Annotated in this window: 15 protein-coding genes; 2 read left to right on the top strand and 13 right to left on the bottom strand. The window is 38.4% G+C overall.

Features of this window, described 5'->3' with window-relative positions; translation table 11 throughout:
* Positions 1-89: 89 nt before the first annotated feature.
* From V7150_RS20085 to V7150_RS20130, 10 genes are all read right to left on the bottom strand, one after another.
* Positions 90-515: a PH domain-containing protein gene (locus V7150_RS20085; protein WP_335521828.1), complete on the bottom strand. Its 426-nt coding sequence runs from the start codon at positions 513-515 to the stop codon at positions 90-92.
* Positions 516-645: 130 nt separating this feature from the next.
* Positions 646-2535, bottom strand: a complete 1890-nt coding sequence (locus tag V7150_RS20090; RefSeq protein WP_335521830.1) for an ABC transporter ATP-binding protein — start codon at positions 2533-2535, stop codon at positions 646-648.
* Positions 2532-4259, bottom strand: coding sequence for an ABC transporter ATP-binding protein (locus V7150_RS20095; protein ID WP_335521832.1), 1728 nt, complete (start codon positions 4257-4259; stop codon positions 2532-2534). Before V7150_RS20095 ends, V7150_RS20090 begins: the two co-directional genes overlap by 4 nt.
* Positions 4260-4326: 67 nt before the next feature.
* On the bottom strand, positions 4327-4779 hold the full coding sequence (locus V7150_RS20100; RefSeq protein ID WP_335521834.1) for a MarR family winged helix-turn-helix transcriptional regulator: 453 nt from the start codon (positions 4777-4779) through the stop codon (positions 4327-4329).
* A 185-nt stretch (positions 4780-4964) separates the two neighbouring features.
* Entirely contained in the window at positions 4965-5723 is a 759-nt protein-coding gene (locus V7150_RS20105) for a hypothetical protein (protein WP_335521836.1), read from the bottom strand.
* A 98-nt stretch (positions 5724-5821) separates the two neighbouring features.
* Positions 5822-8260 carry a DNA topoisomerase IV subunit A gene (gene parC / locus V7150_RS20110; RefSeq protein WP_335521838.1) on the bottom strand — a complete coding sequence of 813 codons (2439 nt, stop codon included), beginning with the start codon at positions 8258-8260 and terminating at the stop codon, positions 5822-5824.
* Positions 8257-10239, bottom strand: a complete 1983-nt coding sequence (gene parE, locus V7150_RS20115; RefSeq protein ID WP_335521840.1) for a DNA topoisomerase IV subunit B — start codon at positions 10237-10239, stop codon at positions 8257-8259. The genes parC and parE overlap by 4 nt, the downstream gene beginning before the upstream one ends.
* Positions 10240-10513: 274 nt before the next feature.
* Positions 10514-10936, bottom strand: coding sequence for a CoA-binding protein (locus tag V7150_RS20120; protein WP_335521842.1), 423 nt, complete (start codon positions 10934-10936; stop codon positions 10514-10516).
* 120 nt (positions 10937-11056) lie between these two features.
* On the bottom strand, positions 11057-11908 hold the full coding sequence (locus tag V7150_RS20125; RefSeq protein WP_335521844.1) for a sensor histidine kinase: 852 nt from the start codon (positions 11906-11908) through the stop codon (positions 11057-11059).
* Between the two features lie 705 nt (positions 11909-12613).
* Entirely contained in the window at positions 12614-14353 is a 1740-nt protein-coding gene (locus V7150_RS20130) for a glycosyl hydrolase family 18 protein (RefSeq protein WP_335521846.1), read from the bottom strand.
* 171 nt (positions 14354-14524) lie between these two features.
* Between V7150_RS20130 and plsY the strand changes: the two genes are divergently transcribed.
* Positions 14525-15124 (top strand): glycerol-3-phosphate 1-O-acyltransferase PlsY, encoded by a 600-nt coding sequence (gene plsY / locus V7150_RS20135; RefSeq protein ID WP_335521847.1) that lies wholly within the window; start codon positions 14525-14527, stop codon positions 15122-15124.
* A gap of 106 nt (positions 15125-15230) precedes the next feature.
* Positions 15231-16382, top strand: a complete 1152-nt coding sequence (locus V7150_RS20140; protein WP_335521850.1) for a CapA family protein — start codon at positions 15231-15233, stop codon at positions 16380-16382.
* A gap of 105 nt (positions 16383-16487) precedes the next feature.
* On the opposite strand, the gene V7150_RS20145 is transcribed toward V7150_RS20140, so the two are convergent.
* The 3 genes from V7150_RS20145 to V7150_RS20155 are packed head-to-tail and all read right to left on the bottom strand — an operon-like array spanning position 16488 to position 19635.
* Positions 16488-16805, bottom strand: a complete 318-nt coding sequence (locus V7150_RS20145; protein WP_335521852.1) for a hypothetical protein — start codon at positions 16803-16805, stop codon at positions 16488-16490.
* 45 nt (positions 16806-16850) lie between these two features.
* Complete coding sequence (locus V7150_RS20150) at positions 16851-17279, bottom strand: acyl-CoA thioesterase (RefSeq protein WP_335521853.1); 429 nt, start codon at positions 17277-17279, stop codon at positions 16851-16853.
* A gap of 28 nt (positions 17280-17307) precedes the next feature.
* Positions 17308-19635 (bottom strand): AAA family ATPase, encoded by a 2328-nt coding sequence (locus tag V7150_RS20155; RefSeq protein ID WP_335521856.1) that lies wholly within the window; start codon positions 19633-19635, stop codon positions 17308-17310.
* Positions 19636-19885: the final 250 nt, after the last annotated feature.

Genomic DNA, 19885 nt, shown 5'->3' on the forward strand with positions numbered 1-19885 from the left:
TAAATCAGTTTACATAATATTATTATGGTAACAAATTTAAAAATGTCTCAATTCCTAAGTATACTTAAGATAATGAGACAGAAAAAATTTTAATTAATATTGAAGTCTATTTTTGAATTTATTTTTCTTAAAGTCTCGCAAAACTCTTCTTCATTTTTAGGAGAAATCATGACCGTGCCCCACTTGCCATAGAGTATCTCTAAACGGTTCAATGACAAAGCCGGACTTGATAATGGATTTCGAGTTTTTCTTATACTTTTCATAGTCATGATGTCAATTTTCCACCGAAACGGCCCTCCTACAACTTTTAATTGATTCCCATTTATTTCATAATATGTCCCAAACCATAACCATATAATAAATGCACTCGTTAATCCACATACCAGAACTGCAGTAATGATCTCCCCCTTCCCTTCCGGACCACCAGGTAAAAAAAGAAAAGAACCGATTAAAAAGGCAACAGTTCCCCATAAAAGGACACCAGTGATTATTCCTTTTTTAGAGTAAAATCTCATAGTAATCATCTCCCCTCATCAGTATATTCTAATACAAGAATCTTCCATAATAATATGTTATACGAATAACTGTTTTAAAAGTTATAAAAAAAGCATTTAGAAAGCCCAAAAGCTTCCTAAATGCCACTTATTATCCTGCATTTTTCTGATTAAATGTAAACTGACTATTATACAAATCTGCATAAAAGCCGTCTACACTTAGTAATTCTTCATGAGTTCCTTTTTCAATCACAGTTCCATGATTCATAACAAGGATGAGATCAGCGTCCCGAATTGTTGATAGCCGGTGCGCAATCACAAAACTAGTGCGCCCTTTCATTAAATGATCCATGGCCTTTTGTATCTGTACTTCTGTCCGGGTGTCAACGCTGCTCGTAGCTTCATCTAAAATTAAGATCGCTGGATTAGCAAGAATCGCTCGTGCAATCGTTAATAATTGCTTTTGACCTTGCGAGATATTAGAGGCTTCCTCATTTAGTATCGTGTCATAGCCTTCAGGAAGCGTGCGAATAAAGTGATCAGCGTTGGCCGCCTTTGCTGCAGCCGCAATTTCCTCTTCTGTAGCTCCCTCTCTACCATACGCGATATTATCGCGAATTGTACTATTGAACAGCCATGTGTCCTGTAGCACCATACCGAACAAACCGCGCAGCTGTTCTCTTTTTAAATCACGAGTATCTATCCCATCAATTAAAATTTTCCCGGAATTAATTTCATAGAAACGCATCAACAAGTTAATCAGTGTTGTTTTACCGGCACCAGTTGGTCCGACGATGGCTACCCGCTGTCCTTGTTTCACTTCAATATTCATATCGTCAATTAACGGTTCATTTTCCTTATAACTGAAGGAAACATGTTCAAACATAACGTCCCCTTTAGGAGCAATAATTTCCTTCGCTACAGCTGCTTCAGGGACTTCTTCTGTCTCATCTAAAATTTCAAACACACGCTCAGCACTTGCAATCGTCGATTGGATGACATTAGCGATATTAGCGGTTTGGGTAATCGGCTGGCTAAATTGTCTAGCGTACTGAATAAATGCTTGAATATCACCAATTTTTATTGCCCTTTTCGTTACTAGAAGGCCGCCAACAACTGATACAAGCACATAGCCGATGTTATTGATAAACGACATTAATGGCATGATCATTCCTGACATAAATTGCGCCTTCCAGCCTGATTGATAAAGGGCTTCATTGGTTTCTTCGAATTTTTCAATTGATTTTTGCTCTCGGCCAAACACTTTAATTACTTTATGACCAGTATACATTTCCTCCACATGCCCATTTAGCTGACCAAGAGATTTTTGCTGTCCCTTAAAATAGGTTTGTGATTTTTTTGCAATTTTCGTAATCGCAACAAAGCTTAGTGGTAGTGTCAAGACAACGATCAATGTCATTAATGGACTAATCGAGAGCATCATCACAATGACACCGAGTAATGTAACCACTGATGTGATCAGCTGGGTTAAACTTTGCTGCAGGGTTGAACTGATATTATCGACATCATTTACAGCTCGGCTAAGAATTTCACCATGAGTCTTTGAGTCAAAGTATTTTAACGGTAAGCTGTTAAGCTTCTCATCCACTTCTTTCCGAAGATTATAAACTGTTTTTTGTGCTACCCCCGCCATAATATATTGTTGAATATAAGCAAATATCGCACTAATGATATACAGTCCTATTAAAAGTAGAATTATTTGTCCGATATAGTCAAAATCTATTTTTGCCCCAGGGACACCTTGTATTTTCATCATCAATCCTTCAAATAATTTGGTCGTTGCATTACCCATTATTTTCGGGCTGACAATCGCAAACACAGTACTGATGATGGCTGTAATTAATACAGATAACAGTTGTAATTTATAAGGTTTTAAGTACCCTATTAGCCGCTTAAGCGTTCCTTTGAAATCTTTTGCTTTCTGGACTGGCATCCCCATGCCCATAGGACCGAAACCCCCGCCTGGTCCAGGTTTTCCTCCTTTGCCCCTCTGTCCTTGATGATTGGAATCGTTACTCATGCAATTTCCTCCTCTGACAGCTGTGACATGACAATCTCGCGATATACCTTACTAGTTTCCATTAATTCATTATGTTTTCCAATTCCGGCGATTTCGCCATTATCTAAGACAATAATTTGATCGGCATTCATAATCGTACTTACACGCTGAGCAACGATTAGCATCGTTGAGTCGACAGTTTCTTCTTTTAAAGCAGCACGTAGTTTAGCGTCTGTTTTAAAATCCAGTGCTGAAAAACTATCATCAAAAATATAGACTTCCGGTTTTCTAACAAGTGCCCGTGCAATCGACAAACGCTGTTTTTGCCCGCCGGAAACATTTGTTCCGCCTTGGGCGATAACTGAATGGAATCCATCAGGCATATTTTCGATGAACTCTGTCGCTTGGGCTATTTCAGCTGCATGCTTAACTTCTTCATCTGAGGCATCTTCTTTACCATAGCGAATGTTTTCTGAAATCGTACCAGTAAAAAGGACCGCTTGTTGTGGAACAAAGCCAATCTTTTCACGGAGGCTTTCCTGGGTCATATCACTTACATTTACACCATCGACAAGCACCATACCACTGTCAACATCATAAAAACGTGGTATCAAATTAATCAGTGTTGATTTACCGGAGCCGGTCCCGCCAATAATGGCCGTCACTTGACCCGGGTTCATATTAAAAGAAATATTGGAAACGGCAGGCATTTCGGCACCAGGATAGCTGAAGGTTACATTTTGAAATTCTACCTGCCCCTTTTGCCCATCTGTACGTACAGGTACAGATGGATCTTGAATATCAGCTGTCGTTTCGAACACTTCGTTAATTCTGACTGCTGAAACGGATGCTCTAGGAATCATTACAAACATCATCGATAACATGACGAATGAGAACATGATTTGCATCGCATATTGAATGAACGCCATCATGTCGCCGACTTCCATATGGCCATTGCTGATACGAATCCCCCCAAACCAAACAATCGCTACTGTTGTAAGGTTAAGGACAATCATCATAATCGGCATCATCGCAGCCATAATTTTATTGACCTTAATCGCAGTTTGTGTAAGATCCCAGTTTGCTTCATTAAACCGTTTCTTCTCATGAGTAATCCGGTTAAAAGAACGGATAACACGAATACCTGTTAGGTTTTCTCTTAAAACACGATTAAGCTTATCAAGCTTTACTTGCATCGCTTTAAATAAAGGTATTCCCTTTTTAGCAATCACCACAATCGTAATGACAAGAACAGGTAAGGACACAGCCAATACCAAGGTTAATTTAGCATCTTTTGATAAGGCCATAATAATCCCGCCAATACACATCATTGGCGCCATTACCATCATCCTCAGCATCATGATTAGTACTTGTTGGATTTGCGTAATATCGTTCGTTGTTCTCGTAATTAACGAGGCAGTTCCAAGTTTATCGAACTCTTGTAAGGAGAAATTACCGACATGGGAAAATATTTTGCTCCGCAGTAATTTACCGAATCCGGATGCTGCTTTTGCTGAATAGAAGCTGGCAACAATTGAACAAATCATCCCTACAGCTGCAACTAGCAGCATAAGGCCGCCGATTTTCCAAATATAATCTGTATCGCCAGTAACTACTCCTTTATCGACAATGTCAGCCATTAAGGTTGGTAAATAGAGTTCAGATAATGACTGTAAAAGAACAAGACCTAAAACAAAGTAAATCTGTTTTTGAAATGGTTTCAAAAATTTGCTTAATTTTATCAAGATGGTTCAACTCCGTTTTAGATTGTTAATGAATAAACTAAATAATATATTACTAAGTTTCTGTAATTTATTGGTGACTGACTTGATTAAAATAATCATGGACCTTGGAAAGCAATTCGGCCAACTGTTCACTTTCTTGTTCTCCTAAATAATCAATTAATCCTAAAAAGGTTTCGCCAAAAGCTTTTCTTGTGTTTTCTGCTGCTTCAATCCCGGTTGGAGTCAGTTTTATTTTTACGGCTCTTCTGTCCTCGGGATCAACTGTTCTTTCAATTAGTTGGTCTTTTTCAAGGATATTAATAATTTGCGTAATAGTTGGCGGAGTAACCTGCAATAGCTGACTAATTTCAGAAACCTTCATTTCAGTATTGTTGTCATTTGCATAACGTTGGATCGTCGCAATCACTCTGAATTCACTAGGATTAAACCCAGCAATTTTCTTATCATGCCACCCTGTTTTTCTGAATTTCATAAATGATTGAAGGAGCTTTTGTGCTGTGCCACTTTCAAAATCGGCCATATTATCACCTCGATTTTCATTTCATCTAATAATACTTAGGTTACTTAATTATTTACGAACCTAAGTATATTCCTTTACAGAGTAACCGTCAATTTTTAAACAAAGAAAAACACAGAAAAAATTATTCTGTGTTTTTGACATAGTTTTGAAAATACTTACCTGAAGAATAAGTAAATCCATTTCTATTAGTGTGTTCTTTCCTGCTTTACGTCTGCACTGAGCAGCTTCCAATGACCCTTCTCATATCTCCACACAGATTTAACTAGTGCGATGGTGTCGGCGTTTGCGACACCAGTAACTCTTTGGTAACCTTTTAATCCCATTTTTTCATTTTCAAATTGAATAGGTGACAGACTGTTAAAAGGGTTTACCGACAATTCTGTCGGCTCATTTAGCTTTCCTTTATAGTAAAAACCTAGTTTTTTGTAATATTTCTTGCGATCCTTCAAATTAAACAAATAAGACTCTCCTGTTTGCTTCAGCTTCATTTCAGCTTTATAGCCATTTAAAAATTTAGCGTCTATCTCAAGCGGTTCTGGGATAGTTAATTCAGTATGAACAAAATCCTTTAAAGAATATAAAAAGTTGACAACAATACCACCGCTTCCCCCTGTTAATACACTTGCAAATAAATCCTTTATTCCATCATTGTTTAAGTCTGTAAGTTGAAGTGACGCTTTCGATCCACTTTCTAATGGAAAGGTATATGTTTTCCCATTAGAGGCAGCGACTTCAATATAAATTTTTTTCAAAAAAGGATCTTCGTCTTGATATGGGACACCTTTTAAAAAGATGGACTCATTTTGTCCGTCCCCTGTGATATCCACTTCTTCTTCTGAAATCGTTATGACCTTAGTATTGTCTTCAAATGCGTAAACCCCAGTTATTGCGGTAATTGATATAAGAAAAAACGAAACAATTACAAGCAGCATCTCTTTTTTCATCAATGTCCCCTCCATACTCTCTGTTATTAGTCAGTATGCCCATTTTTGGTAAAAAGATGAAAAAAGGACTCTCTAATTTTTAGAGAGTCCAATAAATATTATTCACTAGGGGTTTCAGGTGCTTCTACTTTCCATACATTCGTTACCTTCCCGTTTTCATCTTCATCGAGGATAAACGAGCCGTTGGAGTAACGGTCACTAAAGCGAATGTTGTCTGTTTTTAACGTTTCAGTAAAACCTTTATCAGTCTGGATAAAAATATCGTCATGATCGTTCGCCACAACAAAGCCCCTGATACGGTGTGGATTTGATTTGAGTTCCCTAAGGATGACTACACCACGCTTCGCACGGGTTGTTTTTTCGAACTCTTTTAATTTCATCCTTTTCACTGAACCGCGTTGGGTTGCAATTAATATTGATTCATTATTGTTTGATTGAATCAGTTTACCCCCGACAACAAAATCGTCATCTTTTAAATTAATTCCTTTTACACCTGCTGCTCGAATACCAACAATGCTAATTTCTTCCTCATGGAACCAGAGGGCGTACCCAAGGTTTGTAATTAGGAAAACTTCTTTTGTCCCATCTGTTAGATGTACATCAATGACTTGATCATCATCCTTAAGATTGACGGCTACAAGTGGCTTAGAGTAGCGCTGCGCTTTATATGCTTTCAGTTCTGTTTTCTTGACCATACCATTTTTCGTAACAAAAACGAAGAAGGCCTCTGTTTCAAACTCCTTCACCGGCACCGCTTTGATAATTTCTTCATCGCGCTCAATTGGAATGATATTAGCCACATGCTGGCCTAAGTCCTTCCAGCGGATATCAGGCAGCTCATGAACAGGGCAGAACAGGTAGTTTCCTTTGTTCGTAAAGAGAAGCAGTACGTCCTTTGTGTTCATATCAAGTTGATGTAATAAACGGTCGGAATCTTTCATTGCTAGATCCTGACCACCTGAAGCAGCATATGAACGCTGGCTTGTTCGTTTTACATAACCTTCCTTTGTTACGGTGACGATTACATCTTCACTAGGAACTGTTACTTCAAGATTAATTTTCAACTCTTCGATCTCCGCTTCAATTTTTGAACGGCGCTCATCTGCAAAGCGTTTTTTCACGTCTTTTAATTCTTTTTTAATAACGGAGATAAGCTTTTTCTCGCTTGCTAAAATACTCGTCCACTCTTCAATTTTCTTTGCTAATTCTTCCGCTTCAGTCCGTAATGCGGTGATATCAGTGTTGGTTAAGCGATAGAGCTGTAAGGAAACAATCGCTTCGGCCTGCATCTCGGTAAACGCATATTTAGCAATCAAATTGTCCTTCGCATCCCGCTTGTCCTTTGACGCACGGATGGTGGCAATAACTTCATCAAGGATGGATAAAGCTTTCATTAATCCTTCAACAATATGCTGGCGTTCTTTCGCTTTGTTAAGATCGAACTGGGTTCTTCTTGAAACCACTTCTTTTTGATGACCTATATAGGCATCAAGTAATTCACGGATTCCCATTAATTTTGGGCGCTTATTATAGATAGCAACCATATTAAAATTATAGGTTACTTGCAGGTCACTATTTTTATATAAATAATTCAAGACACCTTCAGCGTCGGCATCCTTTTTTAACTCAATCACAATTCTTAGACCTGTCCGATCTGTTTCGTCGCGAACCTCAGAGATTCCTTCTACCTTTCGATCGAGACGGAACTCATCCATTTTTTTGACGAGATTTGCTTTGTTCACTTCATACGGAATTTCCGTTATGACAATTTGCTGTTTACCGCCGCGAACCTCTTCAATTTCCGCTTTCCCGCGAACGATAATTTTCCCTTTACCAGTTTCATAGGCTTTCTTAATCCCATCTATTCCCTGGATGATACCGCCAGTTGGGAAATCCGGTCCTTTGATAACTGTCATCAGGTTATCAACCGTAGCGTCCGGCTGATCCAATCTCATCATAACCCCGTCAATGACCTCACCAAGATGGTGCGGTGGAATATCTGTTGCATAACCGGCAGAAATTCCTGTTGAACCATTCACAAGTAAATTAGGGAACATTGCTGGCAAGACAGTTGGTTCCTTCGATGTATCGTCAAAGTTTGGAATAAATTCAACCGTATTTTTTTCAATATCACGGAGAAGTTCAGCGGCTATGGCTGACAGTCGTGCTTCCGTATAACGCATGGCTGCAGGCGGGTCACCATCGACACTTCCGTTGTTTCCGTGCATTTGCACAAGAACATTTCGGACTTTCCAATCCTGACTCATCCGCACCATAGCTTCGTAAACGGAGGAATCCCCATGCGGGTGGTAGTTACCGATGACATTACCAACCGTTTTGGCTGATTTTCTAAAGCCTTTATCAAATGTATTGCCTTCAACATGCATTGCAAAGAGAATTCTTCGTTGTACCGGTTTTAAACCGTCCCTGGCATCCGGCAGCGCACGTTCTTGAATAATGTACTTACTGTATCTGCCAAAACGATCACCCAGTACATCTTCTAGAGGTAAGTCACGGAATTTTTCAGTTGCACTCATCCTTCAGAACCCTCCTCGGAGACCGTAATATTTTCATTTTCTAAGATGGTATCATCTTCTTCTAATCCAAATGCCACATTACTTTCAATCCATTTCCGTCGCGGTTCTACTTTGTCACCCATAAGTGTTGTAACGCGGCGTTCTGCTCTAGCAATATCATCTATTTTTACTCGAATTAGTGTTCTTGTCTCTGGATCCATTGTTGTTTCCCAAAGCTGATCGGCATTCATTTCACCAAGACCTTTATAACGTTGAATGATGTAGCCTCGGCCGACCTTTTTCAATGCTGTTTGAAGTTCCTCTTCATTCCAAGCATACTCAATGATTTCTTTTTTGCCGGTACCTTTACTTACTTTATAAAGTGGCGGCAGGGCAATAAACACTTTACCTGCTTCAATAAGAGGCTTCATATAGCGATAAAAGAAAGTAAGTAATAATACTTGGATATGTGCCCCGTCTGTATCGGCATCGGTCATTATAACCACTTTATCGTAGTTAATATCATCTACGCTGAAATCTGCTCCAACTCCGCCGCCAATGGCATGAATAATCGTATTGATTTCTTCATTTTTAAAAATATCGGCCAGTTTGGCTTTTTCGGTATTTATGACCTTACCTCGTAATGGTAATACTGCCTGAAAGCGCCGGTCGCGTCCTTGTTTCGCAGAACCTCCTGCAGAATCACCCTCGACTAAATAAAGTTCATTTTTTTGTGGATTACGGGATTGTGCAGGTGTTAGTTTACCGGATAAAACAGCCTCGCCACGCTTTCGTTTTTTACCGCTCCGTGCGTCCTCACGAGCCTTCCTTGCAGCCTCTCGTGCTTGATAAGCTTTAATCGATTTTTTAATCAGCAGGGAGCTTATATCAGGGTTTTCCTCAAGAAAATAGGAGAGATGTTCTGAAACGACAGCGTCAACAGCCGATCTGGCTTCGCTTGTTCCCAGTTTCCCTTTCGTCTGTCCTTCAAACTGAAGCAGTTCTTCGGGAATTCTAACGGATATAATCGCTGATAATCCTTCGCGAATATCTGCACCATCTAGGTTTTTGTCTTTTTCTTTTAAAAAGGACACTTTTCTAGCATAATCGTTGAATACCCGAGTCATTGCGGTTTTAGAGCCTGCCTCATGGGTACCGCCATCCTTTGTGCGGACATTGTTGACAAACGAGAGCACATTCTCTGAATAGCCATCATTAAATTGAAAGGCAAAATCGACTTCAATACCATTCTGTGCCCCTTCAAAGCTGGCAACAGGATGGAGAACATCCTTCTCTTCATTTAAATATTCGACAAAAGCCTCAATCCCATTTTCATAATGAAAAATTTCATGAAAGTCATTGCGGTCATCATGGATTTCAATTTTTAATCCCTTTAGCAAAAAGGCGGATTCTTTTAACCTCTCACATAAGGTTTCGAAGTTATATGTAGTAGTCGAAAAAATTGACGGGTCAGGCTTAAAATGAATGGTCGTTCCTGATTGATTTGTTTTGCCGATTTTTTCGAGTGTTGTAACAGGCTTTCCACCATTTTCAAAACGTTGTTCATAAACAAATCCGTCTCTTTTTATCGTGACGGTCAACCATTCTGATAACGCATTGACGACAGAGGCACCAACACCATGCAGCCCGCCGCTTGTCTTATAGCCGCCTTGGCCAAATTTTCCGCCGGCATGGAGCACTGTTAAAATGACCTCAGGTGTTGGTTTACCCATTTTATGCATACCTGTAGGCATTCCGCGTCCTTTATCAATAACGCTAATAGAATTGTCTTTGTGTATTTTTACAATGATTTGATCACCAAATCCCGCGAGCACTTCATCGACAGAGTTGTCGACAATCTCGTATACGAGATGATGGAGACCACGTGAATCTGTGCTGCCAATATACATCCCAGGGCGTTTTCTTACCGCCTCAAGGCCTTCAAGTACCTGTATGGCATCATCATTATAATCAAAAGCTTGTTGTTGATTCCTTGCCACTAAAATACCCCTTTCATACATTACAAGAAAAACTAACTAATTTGTTTAGAGTATCATGTATTCTTTTATTTAAATTATATAGAACTAACGTTTGCCACATTTATTTTAACATATGTTCATGTGGCGTCTATGCTTAATTGTAGCGATTTATTTCATTTTGGCAAATATGTATTTTAAAATAACTCTATTTTGTAATATTTTATTTACACATTTTAGGGAGAAAAAAAGAAAAAAACTGCCAATTATCGCAGTTTTTTTGAAAAGACGATTCTTTTTAAAGCATGTTCCTTGTTAATGCATGTTCCACCTTAATACAACGATCCATGACAACTGTATAGCCTTTTTCTTTTAAAAACTTATACGCTTCTTCATTAGCAAGTCCAAGCTGCGCCCAATAGACGTCTGCATCGATTTTGTCAAATTCCTTAGCTACATCAAACAATTGCTCTGAGCGCCGGAATACGTTAACAATGTCAATATGACCCTCAATGTCTTTTAAGGATGCTACTGCCTTTACACCAAGCACCTCGTCAATCGTTGGATTAACTGGAATGATTTCATACCCAGCTTTTTGCATTGCTGCCGAAACTTGATAAGAAGTGCGTTCTGGATTATTACTTAATCCAACAACTGCAATTCTCTTTGCTTTTTTTAATATAACACCAATTTCCTCGCGACTTGGATTCTCGATTGCCATGAATACCACCCCTATAGATTTTTTTCTTTATTTTACCTTATCTTCCTAAAAAAACATAATTTTTCTTATCCATAAAGAAACAAAGCTCCCGTCTTTAGGGAGCTAGCGTGAGAATTTTTTTTAAACTGAAACAAGTTCGGGCTTGATGGCTGCAGTGATCTTAGGGACGGACACGCAGAATCTTGCTCCATCACCTGTATTTTCAACTGAAACACTTCCGTTCATCTTCTTGAGAATCATCTTCGTCAAATATAGCCCAAGACCAGTTCCATTTTGCCTAGTCGTAAAATAGGGATCGAATACCTTCTTAAGTAGAGTCGGCTCAATTCCACCTGCATTATCAATGAATTCTGCTGTAACAATTTCCTTTGTTTCACCAATGTTGATACGAAATTTGCGATTGTTAATATCCTTTTGGACAAAGGCGTCTCGGGCATTCGTTAAAATATTTAGCACGACCTGGCTATATTCATTCGGATAGCCATATGCCATTTGCTGTCCTCTGTATTCAAATTCAACTTGAATTCCATGGTTTTTAAGGCTCATTGAAAAAATCGACAATGCTTCTTCAATCGAATCTCCGACGGAAAAAAGGGTTTTTTCCTTATTTGGTTTATAGAATTTCCGAAAATCATTAATAGTACGAGACATATGCTTAATTTGGAGCATGCTCTCCCTAGTGAATCGGTCAATATATTGATTGTCAATCTCGCCGAACTCAAGTGCCTCTCTTACGTCATGTATTAATAGAGATAAATTATTTAACGGTTGGCGCCATTGGTGCCCAATACTCGCAACCATTCCACCCATGGCAGCAAGTCTAGATTGCTCAATTAATATATGGTCTTTCTGCTTATTCTTTGTCACCTCCTCCTGAATTCGCTTTTCTAAATATCGGTTTTGGTTTACCACTAACTCATACTTTTTTAGTAATTCTTGATAGTTCTTTTCACTTTCCGATTTCTCTACCACAGGCCCTCACTCCCTAAAACTAATATGGCGTTCGGATGCCATCAATTGTAATGGAAACGATTTTCAAAAAACCAGCCTTTTAACCTAATTAAGGCAGTGTGAGTAGAGCATGATTTCACTCCATTCGTTGTTTGAAATTTTTATTTCCACTACAATTTGACATACTGATTCACCTTTGCGACTCTACCCCTTTTCCATAGAAAAGATTGGGAAATTATAAGATAAACCGACCATTATTCGTGATGACTCGGCCGGTTTTTTTGCTTGCTTGTTTATTTGATTTTTATCCCGGATTTACGGGCAGTAAGACTCCCTCATCAAAGTGAAAGGTTTAAGAAGAATAAGTGGGTTATCAACTGCCCGTAAAAGCCCTGTTTGGTGAGATACAGTGAAACTTGCCGATATGCTTTTCATCGGCTTAGTTTAACCTTTCGGGTTTCGTACTGTCATTATATCAGCGATAGCCTTGATAATAGAGACAGTAGACCAGGACTAACAATCAGTGCAGATTGGAAAAAAACTCCACTAATAGAAGTTTTGCTTTATCTAAATTATAGGGGCTCAATACATGGCTTTCAACGAGTTAACAAATGGTTTGAAAATTCTCCATATTTTTGTAATAAATTTGCCCTTAATTGTTCTTACTTTAGACGAATTAAAAAAAAGGGATAATAAAGGACCTGCAAAAGATCCTTTATTATTCCCTTATTTTTGTGTTACTGCCTTTTCACCATTTAAATTTAATGCTGTCCAAGCTGTTTGGTCTCCAAATAATCTTGACCATGTTCCAATTCCACCCAGTAGATATTTTGCGGCTAAATCCGCTCGTTTTTTCAAAGACATTTCATCTTCTATCCAGATTTTATATGTGGCGTTTTCGTCAGCAGCTACATATTCTGCATAGTTTTGCCCACTTTCTTCATCATAACTTGGCTGTACTCCTTTTTCAGCAAGCCAGGCCTTAACTTTATCCATTGAAAGAGCCTGTGCCGTCACCTCAGTGGTGCCGTCAGCATTAGTTTGTTCCTTCCATAGTCTTGCATACAATGGAACGCCAAGGATTAACTTTTCATTTGGAACTTCTTTCAGCAGGTTTTCAAGGTTCCTCTCAACCCACGGTAAGCTGGCCACACTGCCTGCACCTGATGCCGCACCTGTATGTTCATCATACGCCATCACAATTAGATAATCGACAATTTGGGCGAGCTTCGTTCTTTCGTAAAAGGAAGACCAGTTATTGTTTTCCCCGGCTGAAAAGGTGATGTCCATTGAAACTACTAAACCAGCTTCATGTAGATATGGTGCTGCCTCCCTCATAAATTGAGTGACAAGCGGTCCATCTTCTGGATTTACATTTTCGATATCAAAATTGATTCCTTGCAGCTCGTACATTTGGCTATAATGAAGTAATTGTCGGATGATGGCTTGGCGAGTGTCAAAATCCTTCAATGCCTCATGAGTTAGCACTGGATCAAATGAATTTGAAAACAGTCCCCATACTTGATATCCCTTTGAATTAGCCCACTTGCTGTATTCAAGTGAAGCAAGGTTTTTAATTGACCCGTCATTAGCAGCTAGGGAGAACCATGTAGGCGATACAACATTAACACCTGCCATTTCAGGTATTTTAGAGGAATCGGGATTTTTCGTATAAACTGCTTCCCATGTTAACTGAATTGGTCCATTGATTTTTGGCATCTGAAAAGTTTTACTTTGCGTCGGTATATTAATTTTTACGCTTTCTTTCTTATGAACATATTCTTTTTTTATAAAACCGCTGATTCCGTTTGCTTTCCTGACAAGATAAAACTCTCCTTTTTCACCTTCGATGGTGACAGATTCGTTTTTGGCCATTTCAGCTGTATATGGTGACTGCCATGAAGGTTCGGTTCTCAATCTAAGTTTTTCATTGTTAATATCTTTATCTGTCAATCTCCCATTCTCGTATTTCTCTCCATCCTGTTGAATCCAAATGGCCTTACTATCTGGCAATTTTTTATATTGGATTGGGAAAAAAGTAAGGACCGAATCAAGGGCAACAAACGTTTCTCCATTCCTAGTGATAATAGGTGATAGTTGTAATGCAACCTCCTTTTGGTTGACAAAATATGTTAAAGAATCTGTTGGCATTTGGACAACTTTATCGTTGGTGGTAATGATAACCGATTTTGATTTTTCATCATACATAATGGTGCTATCAATGTTATCTTTTAAAAATCTAAGTGGGACAAAACACATATTTCCTTCGATTAATGCATTCCCCTGCTGTTTTCCATTGAAAAGGATTGGATTTTCACCTTGAAAATACGTTTTTTTATCGGTTGAAGCAAAAGGATATAATAATAGAAAAATGGATGAAATAATGAGGATAAATGCGCTAATAAGTCCTCCAATGATCCATTTTGCAGTAAATTTTTTATTATTATGATATTCAATACGAGCCATGTGTCAAATCCTCCTTATTTCTATCCTAAAGTATCTTATTGGAAATGAGAAGGTATTTTTTACACACCGAGAAAACTAAACTTTTAAGATAATGGTAAAAGCAATAGTGTTTTTTCAAAAATACATGGTAAAATAGAAGAACTCGAACTTATATTGAAGGAGAAATTGTTAATGGTTCAAATTATTTTAGTCTTGATCCTTGCTTATTTGCTTGGTTCGATTCCATCTGGTTTAATTATCGGCAAGGTTTTTTACAAAACGGATATACGCGAGCACGGGAGCGGAAATTTAGGGGGAACCAATACCTTTCGCACACTTGGAGTGAAAGCAGGGCTAGCAGTTACACTCGCCGATATACTGAAAGGAACGTTAGCAGCATCCTTACCGGTTCTCTTTTCGATTGATATAAATCCATTATTGGCTGGTGTTGTTGCTGTTGTTGGACATACCTATCCCATTTTTGCCGGATTTCGCGGCGGTAAGGCTGTTGCCACATCTGGCGGTGTCTTAATGTTCTGTGCACCTTTATTGTTTTTAACAGTCTTATTGGCTTTCTTTATAAGTTTGTACATAACAAAATATGTTTCCTTATCATCTATGATTGCTGGAATTACCGCAATTTTGTTTGCCTTAATATCTGGGTTTGTGCGTGAATGGGACATCCCCCTACTCATCGTTGTGTTCATACTGGCATCGTTTGTCATTTACCGGCACCGGGCAAATATTTCAAGGATCATAAATAAAACGGAACCAAAAATCAAATGGCTATAAAGGAACCTTAACCGGTTCTTTTAAGCCTTTTTTTATTACTATTTTATAGTATGATAAACGAGAAAGATAAAATTTGATTGATAACTTGATTTGACAAGGAGATTTTATGAAGAAAAAGGCCATTTTTCCCTCCTTTATTATTTTTATGGTTTGTATTGCTGTTTCGGCATTCGTGCTGATTCAGCAAAAGAAAGATTCTGTAAAGGATGATAAGGTTTATTCTCCTAAAGAACATAAGCCCCGGCCATCCATTAATGTCAATCTTGAGATGATAGAAAAAATAACCATTGGAGCAATCGGAGATATTCTGATTCATAGTCCTGTCTATCTTGATGCCTTTAACGGTGCTGTATATAATTTTGATCCTATGTTTGAACCTGTTAAACCTCTATTGGAAAAGCCAGATGTACTAACGGCAAATCAAGAGAGCGTGTTGGGGGGGCTTAAGATTGGGCTTTCCGATTATCCCATGTTCAATAGCCCGCATGAGGTCGCAGATGCCCTCGTCCATTCAGGAGTTGATATTGTTTCCACGGCCAATAACCATGCATTAGATAAAGGGGAAAAAGGAATTCAATCGGAGGCCGCTTATTTAGATAGCATTGGGTTACCACATGTAGGGAGCTTCCTTGATGAAAAGGATCGTCAGAAATTACGAATCATCCATAAAAATGGCATAAAAATTGCGTTTCTTTCTTACACATACGGCACAAACGGGATCCCTGTTCCAAAGGGAAAAGACTTTCTCGTTAACCTGATTGACCGCGAAATTATGAAGGATGAAATTCATCGTGCAAAAAAAGAAGCTGATGTAATTGCAATGAGTATCCATTGGGGGAATGAATACCAGCGGATCCCTACAAATGATCAAAAGGATTTAGCCAAGTTCCTGGCAAACGAAGGAGTTGACATCATCTTTGGTTCTCATCCCCATGTGTTACAACCGATGGAATGGATTCAGACGACTGATGGCAGGAAATCGTTTGTTGTCTATTCTTTAGGGAATTTTATTTCTGCACAATATGGTGATTATAAAGATATTGGCGGATTAGCAACCATTGAGGTTACTAAACATGTTTCAGAAAAAGGAAACAAAATTGAGGTTTCAAACCCTGTTTTCTATCCAACCTTCGTAACAAGTCAAAGGTATCATCATTTCAGTGTCGTTCCATTAGAAAAGGCAGGAGAATATGGCCTTTCAAATGCCGACGCAAAATACAAAGAAATTCAAGAACATATGAAGCAATGGCTCCGTTGAACGGGGCCTATTCTATTAAAAATATAATTGGTATTACCTTATAGAAAGCAAAGAACTGGTTAAAAACTTGTTTTGATCCATAAAAAAGGCACACTTGAAAAATAATCATTTCTCAAGTGTGCCTGAACTATTTTCCCAGATATGTTCGTTTAATCCTTCATTCAGTAAAATTTCTTTTTGTCTCTTACCTATTAAATCGAAATGAGAATAACCATCTTTCCTGTGATGAATCCATTCTATTTTTAATCCGTGTTTTTGCCCCCAAGCTGCTAATCGTTCAAGATCATGACATCCAACCTTTGTTACTGTCTTACTTCCTGGAAAGCGATCATCAAGCCAATAATGGGTTAAAAAGGCAATTTCTCCATGATCTATTCTTCTTTTCCATTCAATTAGTTCTTGCCGTTTTATTCCAAAGGCCATTGCTGTCACCTCACATGCACAAGTTTTTGGAGGTTTTCCTTGGTATTATTTTTTCTTGATTTCTTCGTATTTTAAGTACCATTCTGGAAAAGTCTTTTTAAATGACGTCGGTCTGAAATTGTCTTTTTTAACGATTATGTGTGTAGACGTCCCCACGACACACACCTCTTCATCCCCGTTTACTATTGTGTAGCCATAAATGGTTTTAATTCCGTCATTAAAATCGACCCAAGTTCTTACAAATGCTTTGTCTCCATATCGTAATGGTTTTTTGTAGGTAATTTGAATATCATAGACAGGTGCATAATACCCGGACTCCTCCATTGATAGGTAGTTATATCCGAGGTCTTCAATCAACCCGGTTCTGCCAAGTTCAAAAAACTTTAAATAATTGGCGTGATAGATGACACCCATCATATCTGTATCTGCGTAATATAGCTGAATTTCCCTTGTCGAAACAAAATAATTATCCATAACTACGTTCCTTTCATAGCCCTCTTCATTACATTTTCCTTATGGCTTTTTTAACATCTTCTACTTCAAGAAACATCGATTTTTCAAATAGGCTTTCGTCCTCTTCTGCATCCAATAATCGGAATGCTTGTGCCTGAATCATCTCATCTACCAGATTTGTCGCAAATCGGCCATTACCCTTGAACACTTCCGTTTCTAATGTTTGAATCAATAGATTCTTTGCATCTTCGGTTATTTTGTACTGGAAGCCTTCAGCATAAGCAGTCATAATTTCGAGCAATTCTTCTGAGGAGTAATCCGGGAAAAGGAAGAACTTTTTAAACCTTGAGCGTAGACCTGGATTACTTTCAAGTAGCTGATCCATTTCATTTGGATAACCAGCCAATACCACCACAAGGTTTTCGTTTTGCTTTGTCATTTCATCGACGAGCGTATCAATGACCTCTTTTCCAAAATCACCTGCTGTTTGACTAAAAAGTGAATAAGCCTCATCAATAAATAAGACACCGCCAAGCGCTTCCCTTATCTTTTTCTTTGTTTTTCCTGCTGTTTGCCCAACAAATCCTGCAACAAAATCAGCCCTGCTGGCAACAATTAAGTGACCTCTTTTTAAAATCCCGCATTCTTTTAAAAACTCAGCGTAGATTTTTGCAACTGTTGTTTTACCTGTGCCCGGATTTCCAGTGAATACAGCATGAAGTTGAATAGGAACGGTTGGTAGTCCTTTTTTCATTCTAAACTGCTGCATTTTCACAAATGAAATAAGCGTCCTCATTTCGACTTTTAATGTTCCGAGGCCAATTAAGCGGTTTAGCTTTTCTTGTGGTGATTCAGCAATATTCTCTTTTTTCGTTTGAAAATCCTCTTTATTAAGCAGCATATAGTCTAAAATATCTACTTCTGTCTTTTCGTTGTCTGCTCCTTTTTTAAAAATTGCATCTAACACGATATTACGGACTGTCCTGGCATTTCCAAATGTTTCATCAACCCGTTCCTGATCAAGTCGATGGTTTATTTCAATTTTGGATTCTTCCGTTAGGATATAATCATTCACTGATGCTACTCGCTCGGCGATCTGGATTAGCTCCTCGTTCGAATAATTTGGTAAATGAATAAGGTTCGACTGTGGAAATCGGCTGCGCAAACCGGGATTGGCGTCTAAAAACGAGCGCATCTCTTCCGGATAGCCCGCTAAAAAAACCGCAAATTTACCGCCATACTCACTACCAGTCATGAGTGAAACAAGAGTATCAATAGCTGCTTGTCCGTAATCATTTCCTGTTTGGCCCTCACGTTTTAGGCTATAGGCTTCGTCAATAAATAACACACCACCGATAGATCCCTCGACAATGCTGCGGACGTTTTCTTCCGTTTGTCCCACATATGAACCGACAAGCTGCGAGCGGTCTGTTTCAATAACTTCCGCCCGCGGCAAGACTCCTAGCTCATGATAGATCTTTGCCATCAACCTAGCGAGAGTGGTTTTTCCTGTGCCTGGATTCCCGGTTAAAATCATGTGAAGACTTAGTTCATCTTTAATTTGAAATCCTAATTCTTTCCTATGTTTTTGGTATTTTAAAAAACGGTAAAAATCATTAACTCGTTTTTTTACCGAACCCATACCTATCATATTGTTCAACTGTTCCAAAGCATTTTCTTCTGTTGGCTCAAATTCGTCTTCTTCTAGAAATTGCTGTGTCCATGTCTGCTTAATTTCTTCTACAGCAGCCATATGCAATTTCAACTCTTCATAATAGGTTGAAGTATGAAAAACACCTGTAATCGATTGATCATATTCTTCCGCAGCTTTTAAGAGGCTCTTTGTTTCTTCAATTGCTGAAGATAGTAAATCAGCCAGCTTTTGATACCTTTGGAAAAGGTCGTTATTAACCATTGTAGAGGTTATTTCCACCATAGCTTGTAAATCGTGCAGCTTTATATCCGCTTCAGCCAAAAAAGTTTGACAGACTTCTATGAATTGCTCGGCTGTTTTCTTCTTCGCTGTTCGATTATCCGTTTCACGCATTGGTGGAAAAGTAAGTACAGAAAGCAGGTTATGCATCTTTTTCCAATCGGACTGAATCATATATACTTTAGCTTTTTGGTTTTCGGGATGAAGCTCTAGCGCTTTTTCAATCCAAACAGCTGCCAATGAATCGTCTTTATTTCGTCCAAGTCGTGATACAGCGGCTAGCGTTAGCAGCTTTGATAACTGTATTGGATCTGACTCTTGACTTAAGGCGGTAATTAATTTGTTTTCTTCTATAATTACTCCAGTTTCATTCAGTTCTTTTTCCCACTGAATAATTTGCTCATTGTATCTTGAACGCTGGTTTCCTTGGTGTTTCAATCTCATCACTTCTTTTTCGAAAATTCCTTTTTATATTACCACAACAGCTTAGGATAAACGAAAAAAAAGGACCCATTTTGGTAACGGGTTCTATTTTGAAGTACAAAACTTAAAATAGTTGGGGAAATTACAAGTTAAATCGCACACAAAATGACACCGTAATTAGTACAGAGTTATTTATATGCAAGTAAATAAGCACAGTCGAATGGCCGCTTATTTTTTATTTATTATATTTTCTTCTTCAACTCCCTCAGTT

The sequence above is a fragment of the Neobacillus drentensis genome (assembly GCF_036965245.1).
Classification (GTDB): domain Bacteria; phylum Bacillota; class Bacilli; order Bacillales; family Cytobacillaceae; genus Neobacillus; species Neobacillus drentensis_G.

Coding starts and splice junctions, on each gene's coding strand:
- V7150_RS20085 (WP_335521828.1), bottom strand. CDS start 515: ATGAGATTTTACTCTAAAAAAGGAATAATCACTGGTGTCCTTTTATGG.
- V7150_RS20090 (WP_335521830.1), bottom strand. CDS start 2,535: ATGAGTAACGATTCCAATCATCAAGGACAGAGGGGCAAAGGAGGAAAA.
- V7150_RS20100 (WP_335521834.1), bottom strand. CDS start 4,779: ATGGCCGATTTTGAAAGTGGCACAGCACAAAAGCTCCTTCAATCATTT.
- V7150_RS20105 (WP_335521836.1), bottom strand. CDS start 5,723: ATGAAAAAAGAGATGCTGCTTGTAATTGTTTCGTTTTTTCTTATATCA.
- parC (WP_335521838.1), bottom strand. CDS start 8,260: ATGAGTGCAACTGAAAAATTCCGTGACTTACCTCTAGAAGATGTACTG.
- V7150_RS20120 (WP_335521842.1), bottom strand. CDS start 10,936: ATGGCAATCGAGAATCCAAGTCGCGAGGAAATTGGTGTTATATTAAAA.
- V7150_RS20130 (WP_335521846.1), bottom strand. CDS start 14,353: ATGGCTCGTATTGAATATCATAATAATAAAAAATTTACTGCAAAATGG.
- plsY (WP_335521847.1), top strand. CDS start 14,525: ATGGTTCAAATTATTTTAGTCTTGATCCTTGCTTATTTGCTTGGTTCG.
- V7150_RS20140 (WP_335521850.1), top strand. CDS start 15,231: ATGAAGAAAAAGGCCATTTTTCCCTCCTTTATTATTTTTATGGTTTGT.
- V7150_RS20145 (WP_335521852.1), bottom strand. CDS start 16,805: ATGGCCTTTGGAATAAAACGGCAAGAACTAATTGAATGGAAAAGAAGA.
- V7150_RS20150 (WP_335521853.1), bottom strand. CDS start 17,279: ATGGATAATTATTTTGTTTCGACAAGGGAAATTCAGCTATATTACGCA.
- V7150_RS20155 (WP_335521856.1), bottom strand. CDS start 19,635: ATGAGATTGAAACACCAAGGAAACCAGCGTTCAAGATACAATGAGCAA.